The 18,674-nt window shown below is 72.7% G+C and carries 20 protein-coding genes; 12 read left to right on the forward strand and 8 right to left on the reverse strand.

Annotation, left to right across the window (positions count from 1 at the left end):
• Window positions 1–4: 4 nt before the first annotated feature.
• Window positions 5–382: a hypothetical protein gene (locus JT362_RS22095; protein ID WP_260193473.1), complete on the forward strand. Its 378-nt coding sequence runs from the start codon at window positions 5–7 to the stop codon at window positions 380–382.
• Between the two features lie 356 nt (window positions 383–738).
• On the opposite strand, the gene JT362_RS22100 is transcribed toward JT362_RS22095, so the two are convergent.
• Both JT362_RS22100 and JT362_RS22105 read right to left on the reverse strand, forming a co-directional pair.
• Entirely contained in the window at window positions 739–1,734 is a 996-nt protein-coding gene (locus tag JT362_RS22100; RefSeq protein WP_260193474.1) for a glutamate ABC transporter substrate-binding protein, read from the reverse strand.
• Window positions 1,731–3,023 carry a GlnX family signal transduction membrane protein gene (locus JT362_RS22105; RefSeq protein ID WP_260193475.1) on the reverse strand — a complete coding sequence of 431 codons (1,293 nt, stop codon included), beginning with the start codon at window positions 3,021–3,023 and terminating at the stop codon, window positions 1,731–1,733. Before JT362_RS22105 ends, JT362_RS22100 begins: the two co-directional genes overlap by 4 nt.
• A gap of 394 nt (window positions 3,024–3,417) precedes the next feature.
• Between JT362_RS22105 and JT362_RS22110 the strand changes: the two genes are divergently transcribed.
• Both JT362_RS22110 and JT362_RS22115 read left to right on the forward strand, forming a co-directional pair.
• The gene (locus JT362_RS22110) at window positions 3,418–3,609 is read left to right on the forward strand and encodes a hypothetical protein (protein ID WP_260193477.1); all 192 of its coding nucleotides are present in this window, start codon (window positions 3,418–3,420) and stop codon (window positions 3,607–3,609) included.
• On the forward strand, window positions 3,606–4,226 hold the full coding sequence (locus JT362_RS22115; RefSeq protein WP_260193478.1) for a DUF5134 domain-containing protein: 621 nt from the start codon (window positions 3,606–3,608) through the stop codon (window positions 4,224–4,226). The genes JT362_RS22110 and JT362_RS22115 overlap by 4 nt, the downstream gene beginning before the upstream one ends.
• A 118-nt stretch (window positions 4,227–4,344) precedes the next feature.
• Here the strand turns inward: JT362_RS22115 and JT362_RS22120 are convergent, their stop codons facing one another.
• Window positions 4,345–4,491 (reverse strand): hypothetical protein, encoded by a 147-nt coding sequence (locus JT362_RS22120; protein WP_260193480.1) that lies wholly within the window; start codon window positions 4,489–4,491, stop codon window positions 4,345–4,347.
• Entirely contained in the window at window positions 4,491–4,619 is a 129-nt protein-coding gene (locus JT362_RS22125; protein WP_260193482.1) for a hypothetical protein, read from the reverse strand. The genes JT362_RS22120 and JT362_RS22125 overlap by 1 nt, the downstream gene beginning before the upstream one ends.
• 216 nt (window positions 4,620–4,835) lie before the next feature.
• Here JT362_RS22125 and JT362_RS22130 point away from each other — a divergent pair, with 216 nt between their 5' ends.
• From JT362_RS22130 to JT362_RS22145, 4 genes are all read left to right on the forward strand, one after another.
• Window positions 4,836–6,818, forward strand: a complete 1,983-nt coding sequence (locus tag JT362_RS22130) for an AfsR/SARP family transcriptional regulator (RefSeq protein WP_260193483.1) — start codon at window positions 4,836–4,838, stop codon at window positions 6,816–6,818.
• 98 nt (window positions 6,819–6,916) lie between these two features.
• Entirely contained in the window at window positions 6,917–7,768 is an 852-nt protein-coding gene (locus JT362_RS22135) for an early set domain-containing protein (RefSeq protein ID WP_260193485.1), read from the forward strand.
• A gap of 31 nt (window positions 7,769–7,799) precedes the next feature.
• A complete protein-coding gene (locus JT362_RS22140) occupies window positions 7,800–8,564 on the forward strand; it encodes a sensor histidine kinase (protein ID WP_260193487.1) in 765 nt (254 codons plus the stop codon).
• Window positions 8,561–9,238 carry a response regulator gene (locus JT362_RS22145; protein ID WP_260193489.1) on the forward strand — a complete coding sequence of 226 codons (678 nt, stop codon included), beginning with the start codon at window positions 8,561–8,563 and terminating at the stop codon, window positions 9,236–9,238. Before JT362_RS22140 ends, JT362_RS22145 begins: the two co-directional genes overlap by 4 nt.
• A gap of 53 nt (window positions 9,239–9,291) precedes the next feature.
• Here JT362_RS22145 and JT362_RS22150 read toward each other — a convergent pair whose 3' ends face one another.
• From JT362_RS22150 to JT362_RS22160, 3 genes are all read right to left on the reverse strand, one after another.
• Complete coding sequence (locus JT362_RS22150) at window positions 9,292–9,981, reverse strand: hypothetical protein (RefSeq protein ID WP_260193490.1); 690 nt, start codon at window positions 9,979–9,981, stop codon at window positions 9,292–9,294.
• Between the two features lie 115 nt (window positions 9,982–10,096).
• Entirely contained in the window at window positions 10,097–10,762 is a 666-nt protein-coding gene (locus JT362_RS22155) for a response regulator transcription factor (protein WP_260193492.1), read from the reverse strand.
• The gene (locus JT362_RS22160) at window positions 10,759–11,952 is read right to left on the reverse strand and encodes a sensor histidine kinase (RefSeq protein WP_260193495.1); all 1,194 of its coding nucleotides are present in this window, start codon (window positions 11,950–11,952) and stop codon (window positions 10,759–10,761) included. The genes JT362_RS22155 and JT362_RS22160 overlap by 4 nt, the downstream gene beginning before the upstream one ends.
• A gap of 180 nt (window positions 11,953–12,132) precedes the next feature.
• Here JT362_RS22160 and JT362_RS22165 point away from each other — a divergent pair, with 180 nt between their 5' ends.
• The 4 genes from JT362_RS22165 to JT362_RS22180 are packed head-to-tail and all read left to right on the forward strand — an operon-like array spanning window position 12,133 to window position 16,461.
• On the forward strand, window positions 12,133–12,588 hold the full coding sequence (locus tag JT362_RS22165; protein ID WP_260193497.1) for a DUF1707 SHOCT-like domain-containing protein: 456 nt from the start codon (window positions 12,133–12,135) through the stop codon (window positions 12,586–12,588).
• On the forward strand, window positions 12,585–13,139 hold the full coding sequence (locus tag JT362_RS22170) for a hypothetical protein (protein ID WP_260193499.1): 555 nt from the start codon (window positions 12,585–12,587) through the stop codon (window positions 13,137–13,139). The genes JT362_RS22165 and JT362_RS22170 overlap by 4 nt, the downstream gene beginning before the upstream one ends.
• A gap of 8 nt (window positions 13,140–13,147) precedes the next feature.
• Window positions 13,148–13,888 (forward strand): ABC transporter ATP-binding protein, encoded by a 741-nt coding sequence (locus tag JT362_RS22175; protein ID WP_260193833.1) that lies wholly within the window; start codon window positions 13,148–13,150, stop codon window positions 13,886–13,888.
• Window positions 13,888–16,461 carry an ABC transporter permease gene (locus tag JT362_RS22180; RefSeq protein ID WP_260193501.1) on the forward strand — a complete coding sequence of 858 codons (2,574 nt, stop codon included), beginning with the start codon at window positions 13,888–13,890 and terminating at the stop codon, window positions 16,459–16,461. The genes JT362_RS22175 and JT362_RS22180 overlap by 1 nt, the downstream gene beginning before the upstream one ends.
• Here the strand turns inward: JT362_RS22180 and JT362_RS22185 are convergent, their stop codons facing one another.
• Window positions 16,462–18,015 (reverse strand): tetratricopeptide repeat protein, encoded by a 1,554-nt coding sequence (locus tag JT362_RS22185; RefSeq protein WP_260193503.1) that lies wholly within the window; start codon window positions 18,013–18,015, stop codon window positions 16,462–16,464. It lies immediately after the preceding gene.
• 315 nt (window positions 18,016–18,330) lie between these two features.
• Between JT362_RS22185 and JT362_RS22190 the strand changes: the two genes are divergently transcribed.
• Window positions 18,331–18,666, forward strand: a complete 336-nt coding sequence (locus tag JT362_RS22190; RefSeq protein WP_260193505.1) for a helix-turn-helix domain-containing protein — start codon at window positions 18,331–18,333, stop codon at window positions 18,664–18,666.
• Window positions 18,667–18,674 lie beyond the last annotated feature (8 nt).

Below are 18,674 nucleotides of genomic sequence, written 5' to 3' on the forward strand. Positions count from 1 at the left end.
TGGCGTGCTGCTGGCTGGAGGTGGGGCGGGCGGCGGCCGGCTGACCCTGGCTCGGGTTCCACGGCTGCGCCCGGCCGGGCTGGCTCGGCTGGGAATGCTGCGGGGGCTGGCCCTGGCCTGGCTGCTGTGCCTGGCCACGCTGCGGAGGTGGACCTGGCTGCGACGGCGGACCCGCGTGGCTCATCCCGGGCTGGCCCGGTCGGGAACGCTGTGGTGCCGAACCCGGCTGGCTCGGCTGGGGTTGGCCCGGGTAGGGCGGCTGTGGCGGTTGGCCCGGCTGGGACTGCCGCGGTTGACCGGGCTGCGATGGCGCGTTTCCGTGGTTCGGGCCGGGGTGGTTCGCGGGCGCACCCTGTGGGCGCGGAAACGGCTGGCCCGGTAGGGGCTGGGACTGCGCGGGCTGGGCCGGGCTGGACTGTGCGGGCTGGGACGCGGGCTGGGCCGGACGGGGCTGGGGCCGGTCGGCTTGCGGGGGCTGGTGCTGGCTCAGTGGTGCTCCGGTCGGTCGGGGATCCGGTGTCGGGGGCTGCTCGGCTCCGGTCAGTTCGTCGGGTGGGCGGAACCAGCCGGTGCCGGTCTCCTCCTCCAGTGCCGCGCCGGTGAGGCGTTGGGCCTGTTCCTCGGCCTCGCGGCGTAGTTGGCCGGCGGAGTCGCCGGGAACAGGCTGGCCGCACACCGTGCAGTTGCCGTCCACCACCTCGCCGGTGCAGCCGGGTCTGGGGCAGCTCGCCATCGCCATCAGTCCCGGTAGGTGGGGGTCGGTGGGGCGGGGCGCGGGCCGTCGATGCCGCCTAGCCAGCGGTCGTAACTACGGGCCCACTCGCCGCTGGCGATCGTCTGCTCCAGCACCCCGTTGACGAAGCCGACCATGTCCTCGTTCCCCTTCGGCACCCCGATGCCGTACGGCTCCGGGGTGAACGTCGGGCCGACCATCGTCAGGTTCGGGTCCTGGGCGGCCATTCCGGCGAGGATCACGTTGTCCGTCGACACCGCGGCCACCTGGCCCTGCTGCAGCATCACCAGGCAGTCGCTCCAGTTCTCCACCTGTACCGGGACCGGCTCCGCCTCGTGCTCGGCGATCGTCTTGATCGACGTGGACGCCTCTGCCGCACAGACCTTCTCGCCGCCGAGATCGTCCAGGGTGGTCACCTCGGAGCCGCGTTCGACCAGCAGGCGCTGGCCGGCCATGAAGTACGTCGCCGAGAAGTTCACCTCCTCCCACCGCTGGCAGGTCGCGGTGAACGTGCGGACCACCACGTCCACCTCCTCGTTCACCAGCGCCGGGATGCGACCGGCGGACGTCATCACCTTGAACTGGATCTTCGTCCGGTCACCGAAGATCGCTTCGGCGATGTCGCGGGCGCGGTCGATGTCGAAGCCCTCGAGCTGGTTCGTCGTGGGGTCGCGGAAACCGAACAGGTACGTGTTCTGGTCCACCCCGGCGACCAGCTTCCCGGCCTCCTGGATCTCCCGCATGGTCGAGCCGGACGGCATCGCGCCGGGCGCCGGCATCGGGTCGGGCGGGCGCAGGCTGGCCGTCGGGTCGCAGTCGGGCGCGGGGGCGGCCGACGTGCTCGGGGGCGCGGGGTTGACCTCCACTCCCACCGGGCTCGGGCGTTCCACACTGTCCACTGTGGCCAGATCGACCGGCTTGGGGACGGACGCGCACGCGGACAGCGCGACCACCAGCGCGACCGACAGCAGCGCGACTCGGTTCCCTCTGGCCAGCCTCACCGGTACTCCCGCAGTCGTTCCCTGACCCCCATTGTCACCCCGACCGCGGCCACCACGGCCAGCACCGCCACGCCCGGCACCAGGCCGGTGAGCGCGTTGCCGGCGGCACTGGTCTCGGTGACGAACCGGGTCCGGCCGTTGTTGATCGCCTCCAGCAGCTTGCCGTCCAGCTCGGCGAACGTCGCCGCGGCGCCCTCGGGGCTGTCGCCGATCGCGAGGTCCACCGCCTGCTGGTAGGCACCGCCGTCGTCGAGCTCCCGCACCTTCTGGTGCACGCCGAGCCAGTCGTCGACGGTCGCCCGCGCGGTCTCGAGCACGTCCCTGGTCTCCTGGTCGGCCGCCAGCTCCTGCGCGCGGGCCAGCAGGTTGTCCCCGTCGCCGGCGAGCTCGGCGGTCAGGTCCTGCCACTCCGCCTCGTAGTCGGCGCCGTCGCCTCGGGCCACCAGCGTCAGGGTCTCGTTCGCGCGCATCTTCAGCGCCACGATCCTGGCCTGCACGGCGAGCTCGACCTGCCGGGTGCCGGAGTCGTGCCCGTCGGCGACGTCGTTCGACGCGATCAGCAGCGACGCCGAGCCCCAGGCGAGCGCGAGCACCACCGACCCGGTGGCGACCACGAGCCCGATGTTGAGCAGCCGGTTGGTCCGCCGGGTCAGGTACAGCTGGGTGGCGACGAGCGCGCCGAGCAGCGCCAGCACGAGCGCGGCGGTGACCCACGGGAACGCGCGTGCCTGCGCCTGCGCGTCGGCCAGGCGGCGGAAGTCGATGGAGTACAGCTCCTGCGCGGCCGGCAGCAGCTTGGCCCGCATCAGCCCGGACGCCTCGCGCAGGTAGGCCGCGCCGGCGGGGAAACCCTGCCGGTTGTAGGCGCGGGCGGTCTCGACGAGTCCGGTGTAGACGGGCAGCTGCTGGGCCAGCTGGTCGACCTGCGCCTCGGCCTCCGGCACGCCCGCGACGTCGGCGGCCGCCTTGGTGAGGTTCGCGCCGGCCTGGGCGATGTCGAGGTCGTAGCGGTCGCGCAGTTCCTCCGGCATGGTGCCGCCGGCGAGGAACGCGCTTGCCGCGGTGGCGTCGGCGTCGGACAGCGAACGGTAGATCTGCTGGGACGCGGCCGCCACCGGTTCGCGGTGCGTGATGAGGTTGTCGACGGTCGACTGCTTCTGCTGGAGCCCGATGGCGCCGGCCAGCCCGGTCAGCAGCGACAGCAGCACCAGGGCGACACCGATGACGAACAGGCGGCCCGGGGTGCTGGCGGCGGAACGCCGGACGTGCCGAACCGCGGTCGCGGGCATCCCCAACACGCCTTTGCGCGGCTGATCGGTACCCGGTTCGGGTGGCGAAACAGTCACCATCCGTGATTCCCCCGCAGTGTCCACGTCGACAGAGTCAACACGACCGTGGCCCTCATGGCCGTCGCTTCCTCCTCGCAGTTACCCCCATGTGGCCCGCAGGAGAAACCTAGTGCAGCCGGGGCGTGGCGGCCACCGGTTGTCACCACTCGATGAGTCGAAGATCAGTAACGATCCGTGACAAACCTGTCCGGTCACGGATTGTCGTTGTTGACGTTTGGGTAATCGCTCGGTTGCGCTATGGAATTCCCGGCGCGCGCCTGCGAATCTCGAAGATGACTGCCCCGACACCTTGACGTGAGGTGGAAAAGTGGACAATCGCCCCAATCTCCGGCAGGTGAGAACGTTCTGCGGCACGACCGCCCGCGGTTGTCCCACGCTGTGGGTCGACCCCGACGCGGTTCCGAGCCAGCGCGTGGAGATCACCGACGATTTCGGCCAGCGCATCCAGATGAGCGTGGCCCAGTTCGCCAACATCGTGGCGGACGCGAAGGACGGCACCCTGGACGGCCTGCTCCAGTCCCGGTGAGCGCCGACCTCGCGCTGCGCTTGGCCGGCACGGCGGCATTCCTCGCGGTGGCGGGGTTCTGCGTCGCCCGCCTGGTCGCCGCGCACCGCGCGCCCGGCGGATACCCGGGCCACCACCGGGCCATGGACACCGCGCACGTGCTGATGGGCGTCGGGATGGCCGCCATGGTCTCCCCGGTCGGCGGCCCACTGCCGATGGCCGGCTGGCAGACGATCTTCCTGGTGATGACGTTCTGGTTCGTCGGCTCCTGGTGGCATTCCCGGCGCGCGGCACCCGCTCCCGGCGACTGGCACGGCGGCGGCCTGCACCACGCGGTGGCCGCGGTCGCGATGCTCTACATGCTGACCGCGATGCCCGCGCACCATCACGACGCGTCCTCGCCGTGGCTGTCGATGGGAACCACCGGCCACCTGTCCGCCGGCGCGGCGCTGCCGGCGGTCGGCTGGGCGCTCGCCGGGTACTGCGCGGTGTCGGCCGTACTGCTGGTCGCGACGACGAACTGGCGGCCGGTGCCCGCGCGTGTCCCGTCGATCCTGCTCGCGCCGCGACTCACCGCGACCTGCCAGGCCACGATGGCGCTGGGCAGCGGCGCGATGCTGGTGGCGATGCTGGCGTGAGGGTCAACCGCCCTCGGTTCAGGTGAGCTCGCCGGAACGCGAATCGGCGACGACGCTCCAACGCGGCTCGGCCTCGCGCCGGTCGACGGGGACGGCGCGTCACGGCGTGCGGATCGGATCAGCCGGCTCGCCGGGCGGCGCAGGACCGGCACCGGACCAGCCGGGGCCAGCCTTCGGGTCGCCCGCCCCACATCGGCCACGCGACACCGGCCAGGGTGTGCAGCAGGCAGGTGCCGCACAGCCGGTTCCGGCGACCGCGCGGCATCAGTTGTACCCGCGGACGAGGTGATCGTCGCGCTCGGAGGTGGTCGTCGGCTGCTGGCCGGTCGCCGGTCGCGTCGGCGCGGCGGTGGCCGTGCGGGCCTCGCGTTCGTCGGGTGCTGGTGTGGTCATGCCCACACGTTGGGCGCGTGTTCTCGAGAGCCACTCGACAGTGGGCGGAGCGGACTGGACACGCGGCAGGCCATAGCGCTCGGGTCGCGACCCGGTCGAAGAACGCTGACGACCTCCGTCGCCCGCCGCCGCCGGTGTCACCATGATTCGTCGGAGGTCGAAGAACACAGGCAGGACAAGGGGAAACCGGTTCCCGGAACCGATTGGGGAGCTGTCATGCACACTGGCCACACCGGAGCGAGCGCCACCTCGCCACTCCAGCTCACCGACGACCGAACGGTAGCGGACCCGTCGGCGACCCGTGAGCCCGGCCCGATCACACTCGGACTGCTCGGTCCGTTGTTACTCATGCGTGGCGAGAAGATCGTGACGCCGTCGGCACCGAAGCTGCGCCAGGTGCTGTCCCTGCTCGCCGTGCAGGCCAACTCCGTCACCCGGGTGGACCAGCTGGTCGAGGAGCTGTGGGAGGAGAGCCCGCCGCAGAGCGCGCTGACCACCGTGCAGACCTACATCTACCAGCTGCGCAAGCTGCTGCGGCTGGACGACAAGCCGCACACCGGTGCCCCGGCGCCGGTGCTGCTCAGCCACCCCGGTGGCTACATCCTCCAGCTGCCCGACCTGGAGTCCATCGACGCGAACCTGTTCGAACAGCTCGCCAGACGCGGCCGGCAGGAGTTGCTCAGTGTGCGGGTGGAGGCCGCGTCGGAGACCTTCCGCAACGCGATGTCGTTGTGGCGCGGCGGTTTTCTCGAGGGAGTCGCGACCGGGCCGCTGCTGTACTCGCACGCCACCCGGCTGGAGGAGCTGCGCCGCACGGTGCTCGCGCTGCGCATCGAGACCGACCTGCAGCTCGGCCGGCACCAGGAGATCATCGGCGAGCTGACCAGCCTGGTGAACGCCGAGCCGACCCGCGAGGACTTCTCCGCGAAGCTGATGATCGCGCTCTACCGCAGCGGCCGGCGCGCGGACGCTCTCGGGGTGTACCAACGGATCCGGACCGCGCTGGTGGACGAGCTCGGCCTCGACCCGGCGGCCGAGCTGCAACGCCTGCACCAGCTGATGCTCGAGGCCGACCCGGAGCTCGACCTGCCCGGGATGCCTGCCGCACAACCGACCGAGCAGCAGCTGACCGTCCACAGCGGACCGTCCGCGCCGGCGCAGCTACCGGCCGAGCTGCCGGACTTCGTCGGCCGGCAGGCCGAGACCGACACCTTCACCCGGCTGCTGACCGGACCGGACGTGCGCGGCATGCGCGTGGTCAACGTCGTCGGCCGGCCGGGCATCGGCAAGAGCGCGTTCGTCGCGCGGGTCGGGCGGGCGGTGCGCGCGCACTTCCCCGACGGGCAGCTCTACGTCGACCTCGCCGGAAGTGACGGCGAGCCGATGCCGACCAGGCAGGTGCTGATCTCCATGCTGAAGGCGATCGGCGCGCACGAGGCGGACGTGCCGAACAGCGTGGCCGAGGCGGCGCTGATGTTCCGCAGCTGGACCGCCGACCGGCGGCTGCTCGTGGTGCTGGACAACGCGAGCGGCACGAACACCCTGCGGCACCTGGTGCCCAGCGGATCCGGCTGCGCCCTGGTGGTGCTGAGCCGGGTGCCGGTGGACGCGCTGGCCGGCGCGGTGCGACTGCGGCTGCCGGTGCTGTCGATGGCGGAGTCGGTGCGGCTGCTGGCGAACACCGTCGGCGAGCAGCGGGTCAGCCAGGAGCTGGACGCGGCCGAGCGGCTCGCCGAGCTGACCGACCGGCTGCCGCTCGCGCTGCGCGCGGTCGGCGCCAAGCTCGCCGGGCGCCCCGGCTGGTACCTGTCGCGGATGGTGGCGCGGATGACCGACGAGCGGAACCGGTTGACCGAGCTCAGCTACGGCGGCTTCGACGTGTTCGGCCGGCTGGCGGAGGCGTACCAGCGGCTGTCGGCCCGGCAGCGGTGGGTGTTCCGCCGGCTCGCCGCGGTCGAGGGCGAGCTGCTGACCGCGAGCGAGATCGCCGAGCGGGTGAGCATGGCCCCGGCCGCAGTGCACACGGTGCTGGACGAGCTGGTCGACGCGGACCTGGTGGAGGAACTGGCCGGTGAGCCGGACGGTGCCGACCAGGAGCCGCGTCACCACGTGCCGGCGCTGGTCCGGCTGGTCGGGCTGTCCGGCACGCTCGGCAGCTCGTGGTGGAAGCGGACGAGAGGTGAGGTCTCCCCGACCTGACCCGCCCGGCTTCGACCGGTCGTCGAGCGTTTCTCCGGCGTGGTTGCTTACTGTCGCCCGAGCTGCCACCGAGGGTGAGCGCGGGAGGGGGATCGGCTGTGCGGTCCGAGATGCGGGTCCCCGACGAGCGACTCCCCGGAGAAGGGCACGGCGCGCGGATCTCCGTCCTCGCCGGCGCCCCGGGGTTCCCCCGGCTGGGGGCCAGCGTGTTCCCGCTCGCCCACTGGATGGCCAGGCGGCACGCGCTGGTCGGCGCCGAGGTCGGGGTCACCGCGGGCCTGCTGGACCGGTTGCCGGTCCCGCCGACCGTGGTGATCGTGGTCGAGCCGGACGTCGACGCCGGCACCGTCGTCGACCGGCTGCTGCCGGCCGCGCACGGGATGCTGCCCTCGGCCGGCACGCTGACCCTCGGCATCGCGAGCCCCGCCCCGGTCCGGCCGGGGTCGGCGGGCGCCCTGGTGATGTACAACCTGCACCTTGACCCGCTGCCGGAGGCGCTGGTGGAGGCCGCCGCGGCGGGCCGCCGGTGCGGGCTGACCACCGTGCACGGCAACACCGTCCTGCTGCTGCAACGGTTCGTGCCGGTCACCGCGTCCGCCGTGGTGCACGCGCACCCGGACCGGCGGCGACCGGTGCGGATCGACGGGCGGTGGGGGCTCACCGAGGCGTCCTCGCCGGCCGACACGTTCGAGGTGCCGGCCGACGGCACCGCCGGGCGGGAGCTGCTCGCCTGGAAGCCGACCGCCCACGTGCCCGCGCGCGGTGGCACCGGCACGGTGAACCTGCCGCACAACCGGCGGCACCGGTACTCGCTCGGCCGCGCCACCGTCCGGCAGCTGGCCGCGCTGTCCCGCGACGCGGCGGTCACCGCCCGGCGCCCGCTGTCGCTCGACATCGCGCTCGCCGCGACCGGGCCGGTGGTGCTGCGCTGCCGCCCCGCGGTCGGCTGACCCCTGGAACCCGCCCTGCTCCCGTCTCGAGGTGACTTCCAGGCTCGGCGCACACCATCGAGGAGCAACCAAGTCCTCGGAGGTCACCGTGCCCCGCGCGCTCACCGTGGAAGACCAGCACGCACCAGGCTCCGGCACGTGCCGGACGTGCGAGTGCGAGCACTACCGGGAGATGGTCCGGCTGCGGCGGAACCTGCACGACGGCCTCGGCCCGGGGCTCGCCGGGATCATGATGCGGGCCGACGTGCTCACCCAGCTGCTCAGCGCGGACCAGGGCGCCGTCGAGGAGATGCTGCGGGAGCTGCGTCGCGAGGCGGCGTCGTTCATGGCCGAGTTCCGCCGCATGCTCGCCGACCAGAGCCCGGTCGAGCTGGACGGCCACGACCTCGACGAGGCGCTGCGCACCCTGGCCTGGCGGATGAGCCGGGCGAGCGGCAACACGCTGCTGGTCTCCACCGACGTGGAACCCGCGGCGGTCGGCGTTGACCGGGCCGCGCAGGTCGCCGCGTTCTGGATCGCCAAGGAAGCCCTCACCAACGTGGTCAAGCACGCGAAGGCCCGCACCTGCGCGATCCGGGTGTGGGTCGACGGCGGGCTGTGGCTGGAGATCGTCGACAACGGCGTCGGCGGCGGACCCGGCGGCGCCCGACTGCGGCGGCGCGGCGTCGGCCTGACCTCGATGGCCAGCCGGGCCACGGAGCTCGGCGGCTGGTGCGACGTGTCCGACAACGGCGTCGGCGTCACGGTCACCGCGCACCTGCCGGCCCCGTCGCCAGCGGAGGAGTCCTTGTTGTGACAGCTGATCTGATAGTGCGGGCCGAGCGGCCGGCGCCCCCGATCCGGGTCGTGATCGCCGACGACCACCCGGTGTACCTGTCCGGGCTGCGGATGCTGCTGGACACCATCGGCGTGGTCGAGGTGGTCGGCGAGGCGCGGACCGGGCAGGAGGCGCTGGCCGAGATCTACCGGCTGCGCCCGCACCTGGCGCTGATGGACGTGAACATGCCGGGTGCCAGCGGCATCGAGGTGACCAAGACGCTCGCCACCCGCTGCCCCGACACGGCCGTGATCATGCTGTCGATGCTGGAGGACCGGGACACGTTCCTGGCCGCCATGCGCGCCGGTGCGCGCGGCTACCTGGTCAAGGGCGCGTCCTCGGAGGACATCGGGCAGGCGATCGGGACCGTGCGGCGCGGCGGCGTCGTGTTCGGTGCCGCGGTGGCGAACTGGGCGCTGGAGTACCTGAACAAGCCCCGCGAGTCGGCCAAGCCGTTCCCGGAGCTGACCGACCGGGAGCGGGCGGTACTGGAGCTGGTCGCCGACGGGCTGGGCAACGCGTCGATCGCGCGCCGGCTCGGGCTGTCCATCAAGACCGTGCGCAACTACCTGTCGCGGATCTTCGCGAAGCTGCAGATCGCCGACCGCACGGAGGCCGCGGTCCAGGCCCGGCGCGCGGGCCTGGGGAACTGAGCGGAAAGCAAGGAGCCCCGGCCGGTGTGAACCGGCCGGGGCTCCTTCTCCGCTCACACCTGAGCCGGTTGCTCCACGGTGGGTGCCGCGGCCGGGGCGCGGCGCACCGCCAGCAGCACGGTCAGCACGATGATCCAGAGGAACCCGGCGAACCGGCCGATCGGCGTGGCGACGACGAGCGTCGACACGATCGGCGACGCCGCCGCGACCACACCGATCGCGCCGATCACCATGCCGCTGATCCGCAGCCAGGCCGGGATGGCCAGGCCGTACGCGGCGGCCAGCATCATGGCGCCGAGCGCGGCGATGTGGATCGGCCCGGCGAGCCAGAACGACATCTGGTACAGCAGCTGGGCCGACGCGTCGTCGTTCACCAGGTCGGTGGTGCCCAGCGCGACCGTGGCGGCGGTGCCGACCATCAGCGTCACCGCGGACGCGACCCCAGCGCCCTGCACCAGCTCCGCCGCGGCGCCGCCCCGCCCGGTGCGGCGCAGGTACGCGGCGAGGATGCCGGCGAAGCACAGCAGCGCGAACGCGCTCAGGATCTGCAGGCCGGCGCTCTGCCCCATCCGGTCGGCGCCGTCGCGGATGTAGCCGGCGACCGTGGCCATGTCGTCGGTCGGTCTCGGGAAGCCGGCCCCGGACATGCCCTGCACGATCGTCCCGGCGAACCACAGCACGACGAACAACGAACCCGTCAGCACTCCCCAGTTCCCCCGACGGGCGTCCTGGTTGGCGGTCATCGCACTCCTTCCCTCGATGGCAGGCGGCCACGACGGTGGCCGGCCCCAGCCTGACAGCGCGCGCTGACACGCGCCTCGGGCCGAGGGAGGCTTCGCGAGTACCCCAGCGGGCGTACTACTCCGCCCAGCCGGGGCGGACCAACCCGGACTCGTAGGCCAGCACGACGAGCTGCGCCCGGTCGCGGGCGGCGAGCTTGATCATGGCCCGGCTCACGTGCGTCTTGGCCGTCGCGGGGCTGACCACCAGGCGCTCGGCGATCTCGTCGTTGGTCAGGCCCTCGCCGACCAGCGCCACCACCTCGCGCTCGCGTTCGGTCAGCACGCCCAGGGTGGACGGCTCGGGCGCCTTCTTCGCGCGGGTGGCGAACTCGCCGATCAGCCGGCGGGTGACGCCGGGCGAGAGCAGCGCGTCGCCCTGGGCGACCACCCGGACCGCGCGCACCAGCTCCACCGGCTCGGTGTCCTTCACCAGGAACCCGCTGGCGCCGACCCGGATCGCCTCGAAGACGTACTCGTCCTCCTCGAACGTGGTCAGGATGAGAATGTGCACGTCGGACAGTGCCGGGTCGGCGGAGATCCGGCGGGTGGCCTCCAGGCCGTCCAGGCCGGGCATCCGGATGTCCATCAGCATCACGTCCGGGCGGTGCTCGCGGGCCGCGGCGACCGCCTCGTTGCCGTCCACCGCCTCGGCGATCACCTCGACGTCGGGCTGCGCGTTCAGCAGCGCCCCGAAACCGGCCCGGACCAGCGCCTGGTCGTCGGCCAGTACAACTCGAATCATGACTCGTCCTCGATCCCACCGGTGGAGCCCGTCGGCAACGTCGCGGCGACCAGGAAACCGCCGCCGGGCCGGGGCCCCGCGGTCAGGGTGCCGCCGAGTGCCTCGGCCCGTTGCCGCATCCCGGTCAGGCCGCTGCCGGTACCCTCCGCCGAGATGGCGTGCGCGCCGCCGCGCCCATTGTCGAGCACCTCGACGGACAGCTCGCCGGGCAGGTAGCCCAGCCGCACGGTGGCCTGCGTCGGGCCGGCGTGCCGGTAGGTGTTGGTCAGCGACTCCTGCACGATCCGCAGGGCCGCCGCGTCCACCCCGCTGGGCAGCTGCCGGTGTTCGCCGGTCACCTCCAGCGACACCGGCAGCCCGGCCTCCCGCATCCGCTCCAGCAACCGGTCGAGCTGGTCGAGGCTGGCGACCGGCTGGCGCGGCGCCGAGCCGTCGGCATCTCCGTTGGCGTCCTTGAGCACCCCCAGGATGTTGCGCAGCTCGACCAGCACCTCCTTGCTGGACTGTTTGATCGCCGAGAGCGCCTGCCTGGCCTGCTCCGGCTGCTCGTCGATGAGGTGCAGCGCCACCCCGGACTGCACGTTGATCAGCGACACGTGGTGGGCGAGCACGTCGTGCACCTCGCGGGCGATCTTGAGCCGTTCCTCGCTGGCCAGGCGGCGGCCCTGTTCCTCGAGCGCCCGCACGGCCTGCTCGGCCCGGTCGTGCCGGGCCTTGATGATCTCGGCGAGCCCCAGGATCAGCGCCAGCCACGCGACGCCGAACCCGATCCCGGACAGCTCGAGGTCGTAGTACTGGCTGGTCATGGAGAGGACGACGGTGACCGTGCCGAGCGAGACGGCCGACGAGACCCAGGCCACCAGCCGCGGCGCGTGCAGCCCCGCGTTGAACGCCGCGATGACCGCGGACAGGAACACCGGGCCGATCGGGAACCGCAGCGCCGCGTACAGGACGGTGATCGCTACCGTGACGTAGAGCGTGAGCAGCGGCCGGGAGCGGCGCAGCAGCAGCATCGGTGGCCCGGCCAGCACCAGCACGTAGGTCAGCGCGTTCAGCTGGGCGTGCTCCTGCGGGATCGAGGCCGGGTAGGTTCCGATGACCTGGACGAACGCGACCGGGATGACGAGGGCGAACGGGGGCAGCCCGCCGAGGGGCCCCTGTGAGGTGCGCTGCGGCCCCGCGGACGTCATGTGCCGACCGTAGAACAACCCGACCGACCCTGACCTGCTGGCTCGACCCGTTCACGACCCTGACCGGGACGCGTACGCCCCAGGGCGCAGGGACGGCCATCGCGCGTCGCCGGTCAGGGTAGGCCGGGTTCAGTCGCCCGTCCGACGACGAAACCGCTGCTCGGCGGCACAGTTGACGGTATGAACGAGCCAAGCGAGCGGAAGCGGTCGAACTACCCCGTCCGCGCTTCGGACGCCGAGCGGGAACGCGTCGCCACCCTGGTGAGCGACGCCGCCGGCGAGGGCCGACTGACCCTCGCCGAGGCCGAGGAGCGGATGAACGCCATCTACGCCGCCACCTACCGGTACGAGCTGGACCGGTTCGTGGCCGACCTGCCAGAGCCGGTCGAACGGCCGGCGAACCCGGCGCGCCGGTTCGCCGGGATGCCGCAGCGGCTGCGCGTGCACGCCACGGTCGCCGCCGTGCTGTCGGTGTTCCTGATCGTGCGCTGGGTCGCCTCCGGGGTGCCGTTCTTCTGGCCGGCGGGCCCGATGCTCCTGCTGTGGGGCAGCTACTTCGTCCACGCGGCCGTCGTGCGGCGCGGGGGTCGAGGGGTTCGTCAGTGGGGGCCACCACCCTGGGGGGTTGAACGGTGACGCGGACAGAGACGGGTATCGCCATGGCGAACAAGCCGGTCATCAAGCCCCTGCACGGGGTGCCACGCAAGGTCTGGCAGCTCATCCACATCGTCAGCGCGGTCGGCTGGCTCGGCATCGAGGTCTGCGTGCTCGGGCTGGCAACGATCGGGTTGACCACCGACGACCCCGGCACCGCGCGCACCGCCCACGACGCGGGGATGCTGCTGGCCGACACGTTCTTCGTCCCGGCGACCGCGCTGATGTTCGTCAGCGGTCTGGTCCTCGGCCTCGGCACCCGGTGGGGCCTGGTCAAGTACTACTGGGTCGCGGCGAAGCTGGTGATCGGCATCGCGCTGCTGGTCGCCGCCACCTTCGCGCTCAAGAACGCGGTGGTCGAGGTGGCCGGACTCTCCGCCGCCGGCGAGCTGACCGACGGCGACGAGATCAGTTTCGTCGGCATGCTGTCGGTGATCGCGCTGCTGACGCTGGTCGCCGCGCTGCTGTCGGTCGTGAAGCCATGGGGAAGGATCCCCTGGCGCACCCGTACCCCTCAGACCCAGGAGTCGTGATGACGATCATGACCGAGACCGTCACGGGCCTGGCGGCCCGCGCGGACGGCGTCACCAAGGCCTACGGCACCGGCGCGGCGGCGGTGACCGCGCTCGACGACCTCAGTGTGGACGTCCAGCGTGGACAGTTCACCGCGATCATGGGTCCGTCCGGGTCGGGCAAGTCGACGCTCATGCACTGCCTCGCCGGGCTGGACACGGTGGACTCCGGCGAGGTGTGGATCGGTGAGACCCGGCTGACCGGGCTGGGCGACAAGGGCCTCGCCGACCTGCGGCGCAACCGGGTCGGGTTCGTCTTCCAGCAGTTCAACCTGCTGCCGACGCTGTCGGCCGAGGAGAACATCACGCTGCCGCTGGCGATCGCGAACCGCAAGCCGGACCAGGCGTGGTTCGACACCGTGGTCGAGGCGGTCGGCCTCGCGGACCGGCTGACCCACCGGCCGAGCGAGCTGTCCGGCGGGCAGCAGCAGCGGGTCGCCTGCGCGCGGGCGCTGCTGCCGAAGCCGGACGTGATCTTCGCCGACGAGCCGACCGGCAACCTGGACTCCCGCTCCGGCACCGAGATCCTGCGGTTCCTGCGCCGCTCGGTCGAGGAGTTCAACCAGACGATCGTGATGGTCACCCACGACGCGGGCGCGGCCGCGTACGCCGACCGGGTGGTGTTCCTGCTCGACGGCCGGCTGGTGCACGAGCTGCGCGACCCGGACGCCGAGACCGTGCTCGACACGATGAAGTCGTTGGACACGTGATGCTCAAGGCGACGCTGAAGGGACTGCTGGCCCGCAAGACCCGGCTGGTGCTGGCCGGGCTGGCGGTGGTGCTCGGGGTGACCGCGGTGTCGGCCGCGATGGTCACCACGGCCACCATCGGCGACGGGTTCGAGACGATCTTCGCCACCACGACGTCCGAGGTGGACGTGTCGGTCTCGGCCGAGCCGAACGGCGGCGCGGCGACGTTCGCGCCGCCGGTGCCGGCGTCGGTCGTGGACGAGCTGCGCGGGGTGCGCGGGGCGGAGTCCGTGGCCGGGGTCGTGTCGGCGGACGGCGCGCGGCCGGTCGGGCCGGACGGCAAGGTCATCTCGGTCCAGGGCCCACCGCGTCTCGGCGTCGCCTGGGCGGGTGAGACCGGCATGGCGCGGCTGCGCGAGGGCCGGGGGCCGACCGCGCCGGACGAGGTCGCGATCAACGCCGGCCTGGCCGAGCTGGGCGGGTTCCGGGTCGGCGGCACGATCGACGTGCTGACCCTGGAGCCCCGGCAGACCTTCCGCGTCGTCGGCGTCTACGGGTACAGCAACGGGCTCGGCACGCTCGGCGGCAGCACCGAGGTGGCGTTCACCGAGCCGGTGGCGCAGCGGCTGATGCTCGGCGCGCCGGACGTGTACTCGTCGGTGACGCTCACCGCGGCCGACGGCGTGTCCCCGGAGGCGTTGCGCGACGAGGTCACCCGCCTGCTCGGCGACGGGTTCGCGGTGCGCACCGGCGACGAGCTGGCGGCGCAGACGGCGTCGGACGGGCGCGCGTTCCTGGACATCGTGCGGATCGTGCTGCTGGCGTTCTCCGGGCTGTCGCTGCTGGTCGGGATCTTCCTGATCCTCAACACGTTCTCGATCCTGGTCGCGCAGCGGACCGGGGAGCTGGCGCTGGTCGCGGCGCTCGGCGCGCGGCGACGACAGATCGTCGGCTCGGTGCTGGTGGAGGCGGTGCTGGTCGGGGTGCTCGCGTCCGCGGTCGGGGTCGGCCTCGGGATCGCGGTGTCGACCGGGCTGAAGTCGGTGATGGAGGCGCAGAGCGGGGCGCAGCTGCCGGTCGGGCTGGTGGTGCCGATGCCGGACCTGCTGGTGGCGTTCGGGGTCGGGGTGCTGGTGACGCTGGTGGCGGCGCTGGTCCCGGCGGTCCGGGCGTCGCGGGTCCCGCCGGTGGCGGCGATGCGTGCGTCGGCGGCCGAGCAGCGGTCGCTGACCGGGATCACGGTGGCCGGCGCGGTGCCGGCGACCATCGGCGTGGCGGGCATCGCGGCCGCGGTCGCCGGCTGGGCCGGTGACCTCGAGTTCGTGGCGCTCGGCGGCGGGGTGGCGCTGGCGCTGATCGGGCTGGCGCTGCTCACCCCGTTGGCGAGCCGGGTGCTGCTGCCGGCGGTCGGCAGGCTGCTGAGCTGGTCGACGCCGGGCAAGCTGGGCCGGCTGAACGCGGCCCGCAACCCGAGGCGCACGGCGATCACGGTGGCGACGCTGGTGGTGACGCTCGGCCTGGTCGGCGGCGTCGGCGTGGTGGCCGAGTCGCTGCGCGTGGACGTGTCGACCGCCGTCGCCACGGACCTCCAGGCCGACCTGGTGATCTCCGGCGACGGGGTGAGCGCGCGGGCCGGTGGGCAGACCGGCGGTCCGCCGACCGCGGCCGACGGCCGGGTGATGCCGGCGTTCGAGGAGTCGGTGATCGACCGGGCGCGGGACCTGGACGGCGTGGCGCTGGCGACGGCGCAGTACGTGGACACGGTCGAGATCGACGGCGCCGCGCCGGGCCCGAGCCCCGCGAACGCCGGCGACCTGTCCCGGCTCGCGCCGGTGCTCGGCCTGGACCCCGGGCTGCCGGACCTCGGCCGGAACGAGGTCGTGCTGGACACCGAGACGCTGGCCGAGCAGGGCCTGTCGGTCGGCGGGACCGTGCGCCTGTCCACCCCGCGCGGCGGCTGGCAGGAGTACCGGATCGTGGCGAGCTACGAGCCGAACTTCCTGCTGCGCGGGCCGGTGCTGTCCCCCGAGACGGCCAAGGAGCGGTTCGTCTCCGCGCTGCCCGCACTCGGCTACGTCGAGCTGGAGCCGGGCGCGGACGTGGCCGGGGTGAAGGCGGCGGTATCGGACCTGGTGGCGGACAACCCGGAGGTGACCGTCGCCGACCAGACCCAGCTCGCGGCGGACTCGGCCGGCCGGCTCGACCTCGCGGAGATCATGCTCTACGTGCTGCTCGGCCTGTCGGTGGTGATCGGGATCCTGGGCATCATCAACACGATGGCACTGTCCATCATGGAACGGACGCGGGAGCTGGGGCTGCTGCGCGCGATCGGCATGCGGCGGTCGCACATGGTGCACATGGTGGTGGCGGAGTCGCTGGTGATGTCGGTGTTCGGCGGGCTGCTCGGGCTGACGTTCGGCGGGCTGGCCGGCGCGGCGTTCGTGTCGGTGGCCGGGTTGGCGGAGCTGGCGGTGCCGTGGTTGTCGTTGGCGGTGTTCCTCGGGCTGGCGGTGGCGGCGGGTCTGCTGGCCGCCCTGGCCCCCTCCGCCAGGGCGGCCAGGGTCAACGTGCTGGCCGCGATCGCCTACGAGTGACTACGGGTCGATCACCGGCCGGTAGGCGTCCCGGATGTCCGATGTGGACGACTCGACGTAGTCGGTGGACGGCGGGCCGATGTCGACGCCGTAGGTGGTGTAGTGGATGACGGCCGGGCAGCTCGTCCCGCCGATCTGCACGGAACCGCCGCGGACCACGCGGCCGGTGCGCACCTCGTAGACCCGCACGGGGATCCTGCGCTTGTGGAAGGTGACGTAGGTGACGCCGTTCGGGGCGAGACCGCCGGTGTACGGGCAGGTCTGCACCGAGTCGCCGTAGTCGCCCTCCCCGGCGCAGATGATCAGGGTGGCGTTGGCCGCGTCCTTGGCCCGCCAGCCGCGGGGCAGGCTGTCGCGCTGGAAGTCCTGCCCGTAGACGAGGGCGCGGTGCGGGCCGGGGCCGCGGTAGGGCTTGGCCGCGCCGTAGGGCGACGGGTTCCTGCAGTAGGCGGGCTGCTCGTCGGTGTAGGTGGTGCGCAGCCGCTCGCGGAGGGTGTCGAGCTGGATGGCGTGGGTGGCGCGGGTGACGCCGGCCTTGGCGCGCGGTGCGAGCTGGCTCTTCGGGTACTGCTTGGCGAGCTGTTCGTAGCGCGCGCGGGCGCCGGTGTGGTTGTCGTGCGCCATCAGGTAGTCCGCGCAACCGACGAGTGCGGTCGGCGCGACCTGCCCGATGATCTCGGCGGCGCGGTCCAGCTCGGCGGTGCGTTCGCGCTGCTGGTGCATCCAGTCGACGATCTCGGTGGTGTCGCAGGCGTCGTTGTCGGGGAGCTGGCCGAGGAAGTCGTCGAGGACGCGGGTGACGTCGTCGCGCCGGTCGGGGAACTCGTCACGGACCGTGGCCAGCAGGCCGAACCCGTTGTCCAGGGCGGTGAGCTGCCGGACCAGGCCGTCACCCAGGTCCTCGGCGGCCTGGTCGAGCAGCAGGTCGGCGCGGTACTGGTGGGCGCCGTCCCAGCGCGCGTCCGGCAGGTCCTCGTAGCGGGCGATGGTGGCCGCGGCGGCTTCCCGGTCGCCCCTGGCCTCGTCCCGAGCCCGCACGACGAGCCGGCACGCCGCGGCCCCGTCGATCAGCGCGTCGGCGACCGGGCCGTCCCCCACCCGCTGCCAGAACCCGACCCCCGCCGCGGTGGCCAGTACGGAGTCGCACTCCCCGGCCCGGTGCGCGGCGTCCGCGTCGTCGGCCATCCCGTTCACGTCGACCCGCACGATGACGAACGTCGCCACCACCGGCACGGCCACCGCGGCCGCGACGATCCGGTGCCTGCGCACGTGTTCCGGCCGGCCCGCCCGCCGACGCGCGACCAGGAACCCGTGCGCGATCCCCGCCACCCACCAGGCGAACAGCACGTACTGCAACCACCCGACCCGCTCAGTGGTACCCAGAACGACGACGAGCGTGATCGATCCGACGGCGGCGAGGGCGGCCGGCACCCGCCGCCCGAGCAGCAGGTAGCCGACACCGAGCAGGGACGCGTTGCCCACCGCCACGGCGAGCGGATCACGCGGCCGAGGCAGACGAAGCTCGACGGTCGGGGGATCGAACACCGGGTACATCGCGCGATCCTTCGGTTCGACGGTTGTTCCGCCCAGTGTGCGGCCTCCCGCCGGGACCGGTCCCGGATCCGTCACCAACAGGCCACGCATGACGAAGGCCGCCTCCGCCACTCCCCAGGCGAAGGCGGCCTTCCACCCCCTGTAGGCCCGAAGACCGCCCCCGCCCCTCCCCAAAGGCGGAGGCCGTCTTCGTCATCCCCCACTGATAAGGAGCGGACCCCTCCGACCCAGATACGTCCGGTTCCAGAAATCTTCGAGTGCTACACTGAATCACTGAGACTGGGATTGATTCAATCGCGAGAAGGGGTGGTCACGGTGGTGTCCGGTGTCGGTGAGCTGGTCGAACGTGCCCGTGTCGCCGCTGGTCTCAGCCAGCGAGCCCTCGCGGACGCGACCGGCATCTCCCAGCCCACCCTGTCGCGGATCATCTCCGGGGACAGGCAGGCGAAGATGCCGGAAGTAGTGGCGATCGCGTGGGCCACCGGACACACGGTGGCCCAACTCACCGAAGCCGGCACGGTGGCCGACCGGATGCGGTACGCGGCGCGAGCGACCAACGACTCGGGCCTGGATGGCATGCGCGCGGCGCTGCTGCACTTCGCGGAGCTGAACGACTACCTGGACGACCAGGCCATCCCGGCCACGGTCTGACAGCGGGG

Source organism: Actinophytocola gossypii (assembly GCF_025165815.1).
Taxonomy (GTDB): Bacteria; Actinomycetota; Actinomycetes; order Mycobacteriales; family Pseudonocardiaceae; genus Actinophytocola; species Actinophytocola gossypii.

What these genes read in the sequence shown, in the direction of transcription:
- JT362_RS22105 (WP_260193475.1), bottom strand. Translation starts at nt 3,023, where the DNA reads ATGCCCGCGACCGCGGTTCGGCACGTCCGGCGTTCCGCCGCCAGCACC.
- JT362_RS22120 (WP_260193480.1), bottom strand. Translation starts at nt 4,491, where the DNA reads ATGCCGCGCGGTCGCCGGAACCGGCTGTGCGGCACCTGCCTGCTGCAC.
- JT362_RS22125 (WP_260193482.1), bottom strand. Translation starts at nt 4,619, where the DNA reads ATGACCACACCAGCACCCGACGAACGCGAGGCCCGCACGGCCACCGCC.
- JT362_RS22130 (WP_260193483.1), top strand. Translation starts at nt 4,836, where the DNA reads ATGCACACTGGCCACACCGGAGCGAGCGCCACCTCGCCACTCCAGCTC.
- JT362_RS22150 (WP_260193490.1), bottom strand. Translation starts at nt 9,981, where the DNA reads ATGACCGCCAACCAGGACGCCCGTCGGGGGAACTGGGGAGTGCTGACG.
- JT362_RS22155 (WP_260193492.1), bottom strand. Translation starts at nt 10,762, where the DNA reads ATGATTCGAGTTGTACTGGCCGACGACCAGGCGCTGGTCCGGGCCGGT.
- JT362_RS22160 (WP_260193495.1), bottom strand. Translation starts at nt 11,952, where the DNA reads ATGACGTCCGCGGGGCCGCAGCGCACCTCACAGGGGCCCCTCGGCGGG.
- JT362_RS22165 (WP_260193497.1), top strand. Translation starts at nt 12,133, where the DNA reads ATGAACGAGCCAAGCGAGCGGAAGCGGTCGAACTACCCCGTCCGCGCT.
- JT362_RS22175 (WP_260193833.1), top strand. Translation starts at nt 13,148, where the DNA reads ATGACCGAGACCGTCACGGGCCTGGCGGCCCGCGCGGACGGCGTCACC.
- JT362_RS22180 (WP_260193501.1), top strand. Translation starts at nt 13,888, where the DNA reads ATGCTCAAGGCGACGCTGAAGGGACTGCTGGCCCGCAAGACCCGGCTG.
- JT362_RS22185 (WP_260193503.1), bottom strand. Translation starts at nt 18,015, where the DNA reads ATGTACCCGGTGTTCGATCCCCCGACCGTCGAGCTTCGTCTGCCTCGG.